The 12,965-nt window shown below is 49.8% G+C and carries 11 protein-coding genes; 4 read left to right on the forward strand and 7 right to left on the reverse strand.

Going from position 1 to position 12,965, the window contains the following annotated elements; translation table 11 throughout:
* Positions 1 to 199: 199 nt before the first annotated feature.
* The 3 genes from iolC to QL223_RS07175 are packed head-to-tail and all read left to right on the forward strand — an operon-like array spanning position 200 to position 4,578.
* Positions 200 to 2,143, forward strand: coding sequence for a 5-dehydro-2-deoxygluconokinase (gene iolC / locus QL223_RS07165; RefSeq protein WP_281544314.1), 1,944 nt, complete (start codon positions 200 to 202; stop codon positions 2,141 to 2,143).
* A gap of 10 nt (positions 2,144 to 2,153) precedes the next feature.
* On the forward strand, positions 2,154 to 3,044 hold the full coding sequence (gene iolE, locus QL223_RS07170; protein ID WP_281544315.1) for a myo-inosose-2 dehydratase: 891 nt from the start codon (positions 2,154 to 2,156) through the stop codon (positions 3,042 to 3,044).
* Positions 3,045 to 3,066: 22 nt separating this feature from the next.
* Positions 3,067 to 4,578, forward strand: a complete 1,512-nt coding sequence (locus QL223_RS07175) for a CoA-acylating methylmalonate-semialdehyde dehydrogenase (protein WP_281544316.1) — start codon at positions 3,067 to 3,069, stop codon at positions 4,576 to 4,578.
* Positions 4,579 to 4,644: 66 nt separating this feature from the next.
* On the opposite strand, the gene QL223_RS07180 is transcribed toward QL223_RS07175, so the two are convergent.
* Positions 4,645 to 5,670, reverse strand: coding sequence for an NAD-dependent epimerase/dehydratase family protein (locus QL223_RS07180; RefSeq protein WP_281544317.1), 1,026 nt, complete (start codon positions 5,668 to 5,670; stop codon positions 4,645 to 4,647).
* A gap of 100 nt (positions 5,671 to 5,770) precedes the next feature.
* Here QL223_RS07180 and QL223_RS07185 point away from each other — a divergent pair, with 100 nt between their 5' ends.
* Complete coding sequence (locus QL223_RS07185) at positions 5,771 to 6,373, forward strand: TetR/AcrR family transcriptional regulator (RefSeq protein ID WP_002540138.1); 603 nt, start codon at positions 5,771 to 5,773, stop codon at positions 6,371 to 6,373.
* 59 nt (positions 6,374 to 6,432) lie between these two features.
* On the opposite strand, the gene QL223_RS07190 is transcribed toward QL223_RS07185, so the two are convergent.
* From QL223_RS07190 to QL223_RS07215, 6 genes are all read right to left on the reverse strand, one after another.
* On the reverse strand, positions 6,433 to 8,061 hold the full coding sequence (locus QL223_RS07190; RefSeq protein WP_281544318.1) for an acyl-CoA synthetase: 1,629 nt from the start codon (positions 8,059 to 8,061) through the stop codon (positions 6,433 to 6,435).
* Between the two features lie 9 nt (positions 8,062 to 8,070).
* Positions 8,071 to 8,865 (reverse strand): enoyl-CoA hydratase, encoded by a 795-nt coding sequence (locus QL223_RS07195; protein WP_281544319.1) that lies wholly within the window; start codon positions 8,863 to 8,865, stop codon positions 8,071 to 8,073.
* A 148-nt stretch (positions 8,866 to 9,013) separates the two neighbouring features.
* A complete protein-coding gene (locus tag QL223_RS07200; RefSeq protein WP_002540135.1) occupies positions 9,014 to 9,652 on the reverse strand; it encodes a response regulator transcription factor in 639 nt (212 codons plus the stop codon).
* Positions 9,645 to 11,021 (reverse strand): cache domain-containing protein, encoded by a 1,377-nt coding sequence (locus tag QL223_RS07205; protein ID WP_281544320.1) that lies wholly within the window; start codon positions 11,019 to 11,021, stop codon positions 9,645 to 9,647. Before QL223_RS07205 ends, QL223_RS07200 begins: the two co-directional genes overlap by 8 nt.
* A gap of 72 nt (positions 11,022 to 11,093) precedes the next feature.
* On the reverse strand, positions 11,094 to 12,386 hold the full coding sequence (locus QL223_RS07210) for a TRAP transporter large permease subunit (protein ID WP_281544321.1): 1,293 nt from the start codon (positions 12,384 to 12,386) through the stop codon (positions 11,094 to 11,096).
* Between the two features lie 4 nt (positions 12,387 to 12,390).
* A complete protein-coding gene (locus tag QL223_RS07215; RefSeq protein WP_281544322.1) occupies positions 12,391 to 12,912 on the reverse strand; it encodes a TRAP transporter small permease subunit in 522 nt (173 codons plus the stop codon).
* Between the last annotated feature and the right edge of the window lie 53 nt (positions 12,913 to 12,965).

A 12,965-nucleotide genomic window follows, 5' to 3' on the forward strand; every position in this document is an offset into this window, starting at 1 on the left:
TAGACCAGTCGTCTAGTGGTGATCTTAAGGATGATCCAACCAGTGAGATAGTACATGAAATGTTTGTTTCATTGGTTGCGATCTTACCGTTTCGATCTTAGTATAAAATGAAACGTACATTTCATAATGCGGTTAGATGAAGTGTATTTTTCAGGTTCAGCCACACTGAACAGGATGGGAAATCTGACAGGAGTCGGGAATGACGACGGTAGAAAAAACATTGGACGTGATTTGCCTTGGGCGAGTCGCCGTTGATTTGTATGGGGAGCAGGTCGGTTCGCGCCTAGAAGACATGCGAACCTTTGCCAAATATTTGGGTGGCTCGTCGGGCAACGTTGCTCACGGTACCGCAAGGCAGGGGCTGAAATCCGGCATGTTGGCACGTGTTGGTGACGAGCACATGGGCCGATTTGTGATGGAAGAGTTGGAACGTGTCGGCGTCGATACCAGCAATATCATCATCGATAAAGAAAGGCTGACGGCACTGGTGCTGCTTGGTATCAAAGATGAAGATACCTTCCCGCTGATTTTCTACCGCGACAATTGTGCCGACAAAGCCATCACCCCAGAAGACATTAATGAAGAATACATTGCTTCGGCCAAATGCTTGGCTATTACGGGCACCCATCTTTCTAATCCAAGCTCCCGTGAAGCGGTCATCACTGCACTGAATTACGCACGCAAACATGGCGTTCGCACAGCCTTGGATGTGGATTACCGCCCGGTACTTTGGGGCCTGACCTCGCTGGGAGACGGTGAAACCCGCTACATCGAATCAGATGAAGTCACCCGCCAGCTTCAGGAAGTGCTGGGCCTGTTTGACCTGATTGTCGGCACAGAAGAAGAGTTCCACATTGCTGGTGGCTCGGAAGATTCCGTGGAGGCGCTGAAATCTGTCCGTACCTTTACGGATGCGACCTTGGTGTGTAAACGCGGGCCACTGGGGTGCAGCGTATTCACTGATGAAATTGGCAGCGTTCTGGATGACGGCATCACGGTGAAAGGCGTGCGCGTGGAAGTGCTGAATGTACTCGGCGCGGGTGATGCCTTTATGTCGGGATTGCTTCGCGGCTACCTGAATGATGAATCATGGGAGCAATGTTGCCGCTATGCGAACGCCTGTGGCGCGCTGGTGGTTTCCCGTCACGGCTGTTCTCCTGCCATGCCTACCAAAGAAGAATTGGATTACTACCTTCAGCATGAGCACGAAATCCCACGTCCAGACAGGGATGGGATGCTGAACCACCTTCACCGAGTGACCACCCGCGAGCTGGCCTGGAGCGACTTGTGTGTGCTGGCTTTCGACCATCGCTCCCAGTTTGTCGAAATGGCTCAGGAAGCAGGGATAGACGTCGCGCATATCCCTTATCTCAAAAAACTCATCTGGCAAGCGGCTCAGGAAGTGGCGCAGGAATCTGGCCTGAAAGGAAAAGCGGGGATTCTGTGCGACTCTACCTTTGGTATGGAAGTGCTGAACGCTGCAACAGGGTTTGGCAATCATGTCAGTGAGCGCTGGTGGGTAGGTCGACCTATCGAGCTGCCGGGCTCGCGTCCATTGCGGCTTGAACACGGCAACATTGGTACTCAACTCGCGAGCTGGCCAAAAGAACAGGTCGTTAAATGCCTTGTTTTCTATCACCCCGACGATACCCGGGGGTTGCAATTGGAGCAGGAAAACATGCTTCGTGAAGTCTATGAAGCCTGTTGCGCGACGGGGAACGAGTTGTTGGTGGAAGTGATTTTGCCGAAAGATATCGAGGTGAGCTCCGCGAAAGAAGCAGATTTTCTTTACTTGCGTGCGATGACCCGTTTTTACAATTTGGGCATCAAACCAGATTGGTGGAAATTGCCTCCACTGACCAAGCAAGGCTGGCAGGCGGTAGATGAACTGATTGAACAACGCGATACGCATTGTCGTGGCGTGGTGCTGTTGGGATTGGATGCACCAGCCGATGAGCTGAAAGCGGGTTTTGCTGCTTCGTCAGTTTCGAAAACCGTTAGGGGTTTTGCTGTCGGCCGCACCATCTTTGGTGAGCCAAGCCGTCAGTGGATGCGCGGTGAGTTGGATAACCAAGGGTTGGTTGCTGCCGTGAAGGCGAATTATCTCGGGTTGATTGAAACCTGGCGTCAACGCGGATTGTAAGGAGACGATCATGGCTGTTGAATTAGGGATTAACCCACTGACGTGGACGAATGATGATTTGCCCTCTCTGGGCGCTGAAACGCCGTTAGAGGTATGCCTTTCTGAAGGCAGACTGGCCGGTTTTACAGGGTTTGAGTTGGGAAACAAATTTCCGCGTAACCCTGATGTGTTGGGCCCGATTTTGGCAAAGCACGACCTGAAGCTGGTATCTGGCTGGTATTCCGGTGAACTGCTGAGCAGAAGTGTTGAGCAGGAAATAGAAGCGATGCAATCGCACCTGAATCTGCTGAAAACACTCGGTGCGAAGGTCATGGTGTTTGCGGAAGTTACAGGTTGTGTTCACGGAAATCAAAACATGCCTGTCGAAAGGCGTCCGGCGTTTCCTGAACATCGCTGGCGGGAATACGGACAAAAATTGACGGAACTGGCGAACTACACCCAATCCCACGGGGTACAGATCGCTTATCACCACCATATGGGCACCGTGATTGAAAGCGAAGCGGATGTGGATCGTTTGATGGCGGAAACTGGCCCAGAAGTGGGCTTGCTGCTGGATACCGGTCATCTGCATTTTGCTGGTGGCGATCCGATTGCCGTTGCCAAGCGTCACGCCGACAGAATTAATCACGTGCATTGCAAAGACATTCGCCAATCAGTTCTGGACGATGCCAAAAACCGCAGGCTCAGCTTTTTAGATGCCGTATTAAATGGCGTGTTCACCGTACCGGGCGATGGTTGTATTGACTATGCGGCGGTGATGTATGTGCTGAAACAGGCAGATTACTCAGGTTGGTTAGTGGTAGAAGCAGAGCAAGATCCTTCGATTGCGCACCCACTGACATACGCAACACTCGGATATAACAATTTGGCGACTTTTGCGCGAAATGCCGGATTGATGTGATTGAGACATGGAGACCCAAGACATGGAAACAGTTCATAACTTTATTAATGGACAAATCGCAGAAAGCAGTACTGAGCGATTTGGTGCAGTATTCAACCCGGCGACTGGCGAGCAGACCCGTCAGGTGGTATTGAGCAAAGCGGAAGAGGCAGAAGCAGCCGTGGCAGCCGCGCATGCGGCTTTTCCTGCATGGAAGAAAACGCCACCATTACGCCGTGCCCGTGTGATGTTCAAATTCAAAGCGCTGCTTGAAGCGAATCAGGATAAGTTGGCTCGCCTTATCAGCAACGAACACGGTAAAGTCTACTCTGATGCCGTAGGTGAGTTAACCCGCGGATTGGAAGTCGTCGAGTTTGCTTGTGGTATTCCTCATCTACAGAAAGGGGAGAGCTCTGCGAATGTGGGCTCTGGAGTTGATAGTCACTCCATTATGCAGCCTCTTGGTGTGTGTGCAGGGATCACCCCGTTTAACTTCCCCGCGATGGTGCCAATGTGGATGTTCCCGATTGCCCTTGCTACCGGTAACACCTTTGTCCTGAAGCCTTCTGAGAAGGATCCTTCTTTGGGTCTGATGCTGGCTGAGTTACTGAAAGAAGCCGGATTGCCAGACGGCGTGTTCAACGTGGTCAACGGCGACAAAGAAGCGGTTGATGTGCTACTGACGGATCCGCGCGTTCAAGCGGTGAGCTTTGTTGGTTCAACACCTATCGCGGAATACATTTACTCCACGGCGTCTGCGCATGGCAAACGCTGTCAGGCACTCGGTGGTGCAAAAAATCACTGTATCTTGATGCCTGATGCTGACCTTGAAATGGCAAGCGGCGCGATAGTCGGTGCGGGCTTTGGTGCAGCAGGCGAGCGTTGTATGGCGCTGTCTGTTGTTGTCGCTGTGGGCGATGAAACGGCTGATAAGCTGGTGGCTTCGCTGTCAGAGAGCATTAACAAAATGCGTGTAGGGCCGGGCATTGTTGACGGCCCTGAGAACGACATGGGACCGGTTATTTCGGCACAACATCGCGACAAAATTGTCGGCTACATTGACGCGGGTGTCGAGCAGGGCGCGAAACTGGTGGTCGATGGGCGTGGTTGTCAGGTGGAAGGACATGACAATGGCTACTTTGTTGGCCCAACCCTGTTTGATGATGTGACGCCTGACATGACCATTTATCAGGATGAAATCTTTGGCCCTGTGTTGTCTGTAGTCCGCGTGCCTGACTACCAAACCGCATTAGAACTGATTAACCGCCATGAGTATGGCAATGGCTCTGCCATTTTCACCCGCGATGGTGAAACTGCCCGCCAGTTCAGCGAAGACGTGTTAGCAGGAATGGTAGGCGTCAATGTGCCAATCCCAGTACCGATGGCATTTCATAGCTTCGGCGGTTGGAAGCGTTCAATCTTTGGGCCATTGAATGTACATGGCAACGACGGCGTACGTTTCTACACCCGAATGAAAACCGTCACCACCCGTTGGCCTGCTAGTGTGCGATTGGAAACCCACGATAGTCATTTCACTATGCCGACCATGGGGTGAGTGGAATAAACGAAAAAGGCCGCAATCGCGGCCTTTTTCTTTGCTGTTAGCGCTTGGTAAGCAGGATTAGCTTTGCAGTACATGCACAGCGTTGGCGGTGTCTTGAATAGACTCCACGGCGGGGCGTGGTGTCCAACCAAACACTTCTTTGGTTTCTGAAGTGTCCGCACTCAGGTTCATGTTTAGCATTCCCAGCATACCTTTCGCTTCGCGGTCGAACAAGGCGGTGAACTTCAACACAAAATCTGGCGCTTTTCTGGTGCTTGGTCCTTTGTAGCCTTGGTCTTTCATGACCTGTGCCATTTGAATAAAGCTGATTGGGTCAGACGTTGCTGCAATGACTCTCTTACCTTTGGCGCTGGCTTCGGTCAGCGCTTTCACATGTAATACCGCCAGATCACGAACATCTACCATTGGAAAAGCAATGTTTGGCAGCATTGGCAGTTTGCCACGTAGCATTTGGTCGGTCAGCGCCATCGTTTGTCCTGTGATGTTTCTACCAAGCGGAGGACCGAATACGCCACCTGGGTTGACCACAACCAACTCCATGGCGTTTTCATCTGAAAGAGTTTCCATGAATTCCCACGCTGCACGCTCCGCCAGCGTTTTACTTTTGGTGTAAGTGCTGATCTCGGTTGAGTTGGTATCCGTCCAGTTGTCAGGGCCGAATGTACCAGTCTTCATCGTACCCATCATCGAAAGGATGGAGCTCGTCAATACAACACGTTTAACGCCAGCAGCTTTACCTGCGCGCAAGGCGCGAAGTGAACCCTGAACAGCAGGGATGATCATTTCATCTTCGGTTTTAGGGTTGGCAATCGTGAAAGGAGAAGCAATGTGCATGATGTAATCGCATCCTGCTGCTGCTTCATCCCAGCCCTTGTCAGAGGTCAGGTCCAAATGAGCAAAACTCAGGTTGGCAGTATCTACCGACGCTGCTTCAAGTGTTGCGCGAACTTCATTTTCTTTCGCTTCACTTCGAACAGAGCCAACAACTTCAAAGCCTTGTACAAGTGCTTCTTTCGCACAGTGGAGTCCAATAAAGCCTGAAATGCCGGTCAGCAGCACTTTTCCGCGAGTATCTTGCGCCATGGTAGATGTCCTCTTCGAATTGTTTATTAAAATACTAGGTGGTACATTAATGCCAATCAGAACATACTGTCAATAATAAAATACCAGCTGGTACTTAAATATGACCCAAGAAAAAACCAAAGCGGCCAGGGGAAGACCCAAGACCATCAACCGGGAACGTATTCTGGATGTGGCAATGAAGGCCTACTGGCAAGAAGGTACCCGAGGTGTTTCCATCAACGAAATCTGCAAGCTGGCAGAAGTGTCCAAACCCGGTCTGTACAGGGAGTTTGGTAATGAAGACGGATTAATGGAGGCAGCGCTAGCAGCTTATATTGAGCAAACCTTTTCCCCTTTGATTGCCACGTTAGAAAGCCAAACTTCGCTAAGCGGTGTGCTGGCGGAATTGGTGGAATTCGTCTGCAATGAGCGAAAAGAGTTACCTGATGGGTGCCTGATGGTCAAAATGCGGGATACCCAAACTAAACTCGGGGACAAAACACAGAATGCGTTAGCGGAAATTCATTACCAATTTATGGCTTTCATCGAGGGTTGGGCGCAGAGAGCGAGGGAAGGCGGAGAGATACCTGAAACCATGTCTAACCAGTTTGTGGCAGATTACATCGATGCACAATTAACTGCAGCTTTGGCGCAGCGTGCGCGTGGAGAAGATGTCGAGAAAGTGAATGCGGTGTTGAAAATGGCGTTTTCTGTACTAGCGTGAGACAGAGGTAAATAGCCGCATTGGCGGCTTTTTCAGTACAAGAAAACACGCGATGAAGCCTATTTGGATTGCTTAACCTGCTCCCGCAACTGGAACTTCTGGATTTTCCCTGTTGGCGTTCGCGGAATCATGGCAAAGGCAAAGTGTTTGGGGACTTTAAACCCAGCCATGTGGTTGCTACACCATGCTTTTAATTCATGCTCTGAGACGACTTTACCTTCTCCGAGTTCAACAAAGGCAAAGGGGACTTCCCCCCATTTTTCATGAGGACAGGCAACCACAGCAGCAACTGCAACGGCAGGATGTTTGTAGAGAACATCTTCAATCTCAATGGATGAGATGTTTTCTCCACCCGAGATAATGATGTCTTTGGAGCGGTCTTTAAGCTGAATGTAGCCATCTGGGTATTTCACCGCTAAATCACCGGAGTGGAACCATCCCCCTGCAAATGCAGACTCAGTGGCGGTCAGGTTCTTGAAATATCCCTTCATCACCACATTGCCGCGGAACATGACTTCACCAATGGTCTTTCCGTCTGCAGGGACGGGATCCATGGTCTCTGGGTTGATCACATCCAATGCTTCAAGAGGCAAGTATCTGACGCCTTGCCGTGCTTTGAGTTTGGCTTGCTCCTGAATCGGCAGGTCATCCCACTCATCATGCCATTCATTCACGACAGCAGGACCATACACTTCTGCCAAACCATAGAGGTGAGTGACTTCAAAACCTGCCTGCTGCATCTTCGCGAGTGTGCTCTCCGGGGGAGGCGCGGCAGCGGTGAAAAACGCCACTTTGTCAGAGAGTGGCTGGGTTTGGTCAGACAGAATAATATCCATGACGATCGGCGCGCCACAAAGGTGAGTGACTTTCTGCTCGGTTAGCGCATGCCAGATTGGCTCTGCGCGAACCTGTCTCAGACAAACGTGTGTGCCGCAGATGGCAGACATCGTCCAAGGGAAGCACCAGCCATTGCAGTGAAACATGGGAAGTGTCCAGAGATACGTCGAATACTTGGGCATCTCCGCAGTGAACACATTCCCTAGAGCCAGAAGGTAAGCGCCGCGGTGATGACACACCACACCCTTCGGGTTGCCCGTTGTACCGGACGTGTAGTTGATGGAAATGGCATCCCATTCATCTTCTGGCATCAACCAGCGAAAGGATTTGTCGCCCTGACTGATAAAGGTTTCGTAGTCCTGATAGGTTGAGTTGGGTGTTTCTTTAGTCTCCTCAATCCATACGGGGTCACAGTAAACAATGACGATTGGCGAACGCTCTGCCAGTTCGAGCGCATCCTCTGCAACGGGTAAAAACCCCTGATCAACGATCAGCACTTTGGCCTCTGCATGATCAAGTTGATAGGCGATGGTGGCAGCTTCTAAGCGGGTATTGATGGAATGTAAAACTGAGCCCGCCATAGGCACGCCATAATGGCATTCCAGCATGGCGGGCGTGTTGGCTAACATAGCAGAAACTGTGTCACCCCGACCAAGGCCGAGATTGGCCAGCTGCGACGCTAACTGACGGCTTCGGTTATAGAAAGTTTGATAAGTGATTTTCATGTCACCATGAATAATGGCAAGCGAGTCTGGATAGTTTGATGCTGTGCGCTCGAGAAAGCCAAGGGGCGTCAGTGGTTGGTAGTTTGCAGGGTTACGGTCCAGTCCAATGTTATAAAGATTCGACATCGCTGAACCTCACTGATTTCGCCAGACAGGAGGGCGTTTTTCAACGAAAGCGCTGATCCCTTCTTCACCGTCTTCCGTCAGCATATTGTTTACCATGACTTCGCTGGCGTAGGCATAAGCTTCTTTTAGATTCATTTCCTGTTGGTGGTAAAACGCTTCTTTTCCGATAGCCAGTGTCAGAGAGGACTTGGCTGCGATCTTATCCGCCACTTCCTGTGTCAGTGCTTTTAAAGAAGCGCTTTCAGTGACGCGATTAATCAGCCCCATTCGCTCTGCATCAGCGGCAGAAAGCATGTCCCCGGTGAGCAGCATTTCCATGGCATGCTTGCTCGAAACGTTTCTGGAAAGAGCAACCATCGGGGTAGAACAGAAAAGACCAATATTCACGCCCGGTGTGGCAAAACGAGACGTGTCAGAGGCATAGGCGAGGTCACAACTGGCCACCAACTGACAACCCGCTGCGGTGGCAATGCCGTCGATTTCTGCGATCACAGGTTTAGGGGAGTTCACAATGGCAGTCATCATCGCGGCACATTGGCTCATGAGAGAGGTGAAAAAGGCACGGCCTTTATCGTCATTATTTCTGGCTGCAGTGATTTCTTTGAGATCATGTCCTGCACTGAATGCGGGGCCATTACCAGATAGAACAACCACTTTTACATCGGATGAAATAGAAGCGTCAGTGATGGCTTGGTGTAGCTCTCCAATCATGGCCTCAGAGAGAGCGTTGCGCCGCTGGGGGTTGTTCAAGGTTAATCGTAATACGCCATTGCTACTGAGCTCTTTTTCTATCTGCGCTGTCATCGGTGGTTCCTATCCTTGGCTATTAGCTAGAAGGTCAGTACAGAACACAACGTCAGGCGATGAAAGGTTAGAAGTAAGACTTGTCGGAAACTCAATATTGAAAGACGCATAACGTTGATAAGAGCCGACAACAAAGAGAGCTGGGTGACTAAGTAAGATTGTTCCTTAGTGCATAGTCGACCATTTCAGCGGTAGAGGAGACGTTCAGCTTATGCTTGATGTTCTGGCGATGGGTTTCCACGGTGCGCACACTGATATCTAATTGCTGGGCGATTTTCTTGCTGCTCAAGCCCTTTGCAACAAGAGCAAGCACAGTTGTTTCGCGTTGGCTGAGTATGTTCTTTTTGTTCTCGGATTTTCGGGACTCTTTGACCATATCAAAAAGCGCCTTACTAGAGCTTTGGCAAAAGTAACTGGCGCCGTCATTAACGGTTTTAATCGCATTGATCATTTCTTCCAGCGAGACATCTTTGAGGATGTAGCCAGAAGCGCCGGACTCCATCACTTTCTGAATGTACTCACGGTTATCATGCATGGTCAAAATGAGTATTTTGGTCTCGGGGTGGTTTTGACTGAATAGTTTGGTGGTTTCGATACCGTTGAGCACTGGCATACTGATGTCCATCAATACCACGTCAGGTTTCAAAACTTTGGCTTTCTCAAGCGCCTCTACACCGTTTACCGCTGTACCTGCGACAGCAACGCCAGGTTCATTTTCGATGCGGGCAACAAACCCTTCCAGAACGGCACGGTGATCATCGACCAGCAATACACGAATGTCATCCATGATTTCTCTCCATGATTATGGTGCTGAGTTCCAACAGAATACTCACTTCCGTTCCCCGCTCTTTTTCTGCACTGATTTCAAAGTCACCACCGATAAATTCGATGCGCTCCCGCATATTTCTTAGACCGATCCCCCGACCTTTGAGCGCTTCGGAAACGTTAAAGCCTTTGCCATCATCGCGAATGATTAACTGCAATCTTTCCCCCAACTTTGACAAGATTATGTCGACGTTTCTGCATTGGCTGTGCTTTTCAATATTCACCAAGGACTCCTGCACCACCCTGTACAAGGTGGTGGTGACTTCCGGAAGCAGTTTGTCATCAAAATCATCCAAATGGGTGTCGATTTGAATGTTCTGTGAAGTAGCAAAGTCTGATGCTAGCAATTCAAGCGCAGCATTAAGGCCAATATCGTCTAACGCGGAAGGACGAAGGTTACGCGAAATGTTACGTACTTCTTTAATCGCTTTTATCAGAGAGGTTTCGCCTTTCTGAAGGTGTTCTCCGGCAGTGGTATTTCCGTTCTGGTGTAGCTCTTTTGACAGCAACTCAATATGGCATTTTGCAGATACCAGTAACTGGTTAACGCAGTCATGTAGTTCACGGGAAATGTACTTTTTCTCGTCTTCTTGCAGCATCACATTGCGAAACGCCAACTCACGTAGCCTTTCATCAGCGATTCGGTGCTCGTGTAAATTAACTGCCAGCGCAATCACCACCATGATGAGCACACTAGAAACCAGAATAACCAATATGGCGATGTAGGTATGATTAATGCTGGTTTGAACATCCTGTTTGACCCCTTCGATCTGCTCGCCAATATCTTCAATGTAAAGCCCCGTACCTACCATCCATTTCCACTTGGGTAGCCATATGGCATAGCTCAGCTTTGGGACGACTTCATTGGTAGAGGGTTTATGCCATAAATATTGATGAAAGCCGCCGCCCGCCTTCGCTGAAGCAAGCAGGTTCTGGATCAGGAAATTGCCATTAGAGTCTTTTAGATTGATAAGATTTTGGCCTTCCAGCTCTGGCATGATGGGGTGAGCGAGGTTAAAGCCCGCTTCGTCATAAACAAAGAAATAGCCATCGTTGCCGTAGCGAAGCTGACGCAGTACTTCCAAGGCCTGATGTTTAAGCTCTGACTCGTTTCTTGATGTGTCATCGTACAGGTAATCGATGCTCTGGATAGCAAGGTGAACGTAGTCTTCCAGTGCTTGCTCTTTGGTCGTGAGCATACTCTCGCGGAAGGTGGAGATTTCCTTTACGCCGAGGGATTGGGACTGGTTAATGGTTATCCAGCCGATGACGTAGCTGATAACCACGAGAGGGATCACTGTCATCAAAATGATCTTCAATTTAAGTGACATGTCCCTCTCTCCTTTAAAATGCAAAGGTCTTTGTAATATTAATCGCTTAACGCGTTTTTGCCGAAAATGGTCCTAATTTCCGCCAAGGCCATAGAAAGCCGGGAAGATCAGAATACTGAGCAGTACCGCAACCTGAATGGCGATAAACGGCAAAACACCCCGGTAAATATCTCCAGTGGTAATAGAGGGTGGGGCGACGCCTTTGAGATAAAAGAGACTGAAACCAAACGGCGGCGTTAAGAAAGAGGACTGCAAATTCATCGCAATCAGAATGGCGAACCAAACCATATCAATACCAATCAGTTGAGCAACTGGCGCTAATATCGGCACGATAATGAAGCAGATCTCCACAAAGTCGATGAAAAAGCCCAGCAGCAGCACAACGAGCATAGTCAGGATCAGAAAGCCCCATTTATCGCCCGGCAATGCTGTCAGCCATTCTTCAACCAAATAATCTCCACCTGTATAGGTAAATGCCATTGAGAAGGCGGTCGCGCCAATCAAAATACCAAAAACCATCGCAGTCACTTTGACGGTTTCTACAGCACTTTCAAACATCAGGCGGACTGAAAACTGTCCGTAAACCAATGCCAACACGATAGCGCCAACACCACCTAAAACGGCAGATTCAGTAGGGGTTGCAATACCCGCGAAAATGGAACCCAACACCACAATGATGAGCGCGAGGGGCGGGATAACGGCTTTCAGTGCATCGATGATTTCTGCGGTTCTGTCCTGATCGGGCAGGCGTGTCATGGCCCTGGCGGCTTGTGGATTAAGAAAGGCATAAATCAGGATGTAAGCGATATAGGCACCAACCAATATCAGCCCTGGTAAAACAGCAGCTTGAAACAGATCGCCCACGGGAATGCCGAGTACATCACCGAGTAAAATCAGGATGATGGAAGGAGGAATGATTTGTCCCAGCGTACCTGACGCGCAAATGGTGCCGCAGGCCAGTGACTTTGCATATTGATACTTCAGCATCACTGGCAGGGAAATCAGCCCCATTGCCACGACAGAGGCGCCCACAACACCAGTGGAGGCCGCCAGCAGACAGCCAACCAATACGGTTGAAATGGCCAATCCGCCTCTAACGCCGCCAAACAGGCGAGCCATCGCTTCTAACAACTGCTCTGCCAATCGGGTTTTTTGCAACACCAGCCCCATGAATACAAATAAGGGCACTGCCATCAACACAGTGTTTTCCATCACACTCATAATGCGAAACGGCATGAAGGCAAACATCTCGACGCCTTCTGCCCAAATACCGAATATCAGCGCGATACCACCAAACGTGAAGGCGACAGGAAAGCCAAGTAGCAGTGCAAAGAGAGCAACCACGAACATTACAATACCAATCATGGTGTTACTCCTTTATTTGGTCGTTGGACATCAAGCGTTGAATGGCATTTAAAGACTTCGATATGCCAATCAAAAACAGAAAAAGGAAAGAGACAGGGATCATCCCTTTGATGACCCAACGATGCGGTAAGCCACCGGGGTCGCCACTGCCTTCACCTAATTGGTAGGCCTCTCGGGTAAAGTCGAGACCGAAATAAAAAATCAGAAAGCTGAAAGGTAACAGCAAGATAAGGCAACCAAGCAAGTCGATGACCGCCTGAAGTTTTTGGGGCCAGCGCTCGTAAAATACGTCAATACGGACATGTCCTCCCGTTTTCAGGGCATAGGGGATACCCAGTAAAAACACAGCGGAAAACAGATGCCATTCAAGCTCTTGGGAACCAATCGATACTTGATTGAAGACGTACCTCATCACCACGTTGTAAAACACGTTGATAACGAGCAGCAGGAAAAGGGTACTGGCTATCCAGCCCAGCACATCAGCGATTCTATTAATGGATCGCTCAATTAATAACAGCGTATACATGCTCACTCCATGAACAAAAAAGCGCCGGGTGGGATATCCCGGCGAAAAACAAC

It is taken from the genome of Grimontia sp. SpTr1, assembly GCF_947387585.1.
GTDB classification, from domain to species: Bacteria; Pseudomonadota; Gammaproteobacteria; order Enterobacterales; family Vibrionaceae; genus Enterovibrio; species Enterovibrio indicus.

What these genes read in the sequence shown, in the direction of transcription:
- iolE (WP_281544315.1), top strand. Translation starts at nt 2,154, where the DNA reads ATGGCTGTTGAATTAGGGATTAACCCACTGACGTGGACGAATGATGAT.
- QL223_RS07215 (WP_281544322.1), bottom strand. Translation starts at nt 12,912, where the DNA reads ATGTATACGCTGTTATTAATTGAGCGATCCATTAATAGAATCGCTGAT.
- iolC (WP_281544314.1), top strand. Translation starts at nt 200, where the DNA reads ATGACGACGGTAGAAAAAACATTGGACGTGATTTGCCTTGGGCGAGTC.
- QL223_RS07190 (WP_281544318.1), bottom strand. Translation starts at nt 8,061, where the DNA reads ATGTCGAATCTTTATAACATTGGACTGGACCGTAACCCTGCAAACTAC.
- QL223_RS07205 (WP_281544320.1), bottom strand. Translation starts at nt 11,021, where the DNA reads ATGTCACTTAAATTGAAGATCATTTTGATGACAGTGATCCCTCTCGTG.
- QL223_RS07200 (WP_002540135.1), bottom strand. Translation starts at nt 9,652, where the DNA reads ATGGATGACATTCGTGTATTGCTGGTCGATGATCACCGTGCCGTTCTG.
- QL223_RS07195 (WP_281544319.1), bottom strand. Translation starts at nt 8,865, where the DNA reads ATGACAGCGCAGATAGAAAAAGAGCTCAGTAGCAATGGCGTATTACGA.
- QL223_RS07180 (WP_281544317.1), bottom strand. Translation starts at nt 5,670, where the DNA reads ATGGCGCAAGATACTCGCGGAAAAGTGCTGCTGACCGGCATTTCAGGC.
- QL223_RS07175 (WP_281544316.1), top strand. Translation starts at nt 3,067, where the DNA reads ATGGAAACAGTTCATAACTTTATTAATGGACAAATCGCAGAAAGCAGT.
- QL223_RS07185 (WP_002540138.1), top strand. Translation starts at nt 5,771, where the DNA reads ATGACCCAAGAAAAAACCAAAGCGGCCAGGGGAAGACCCAAGACCATC.
- QL223_RS07210 (WP_281544321.1), bottom strand. Translation starts at nt 12,386, where the DNA reads ATGATTGGTATTGTAATGTTCGTGGTTGCTCTCTTTGCACTGCTACTT.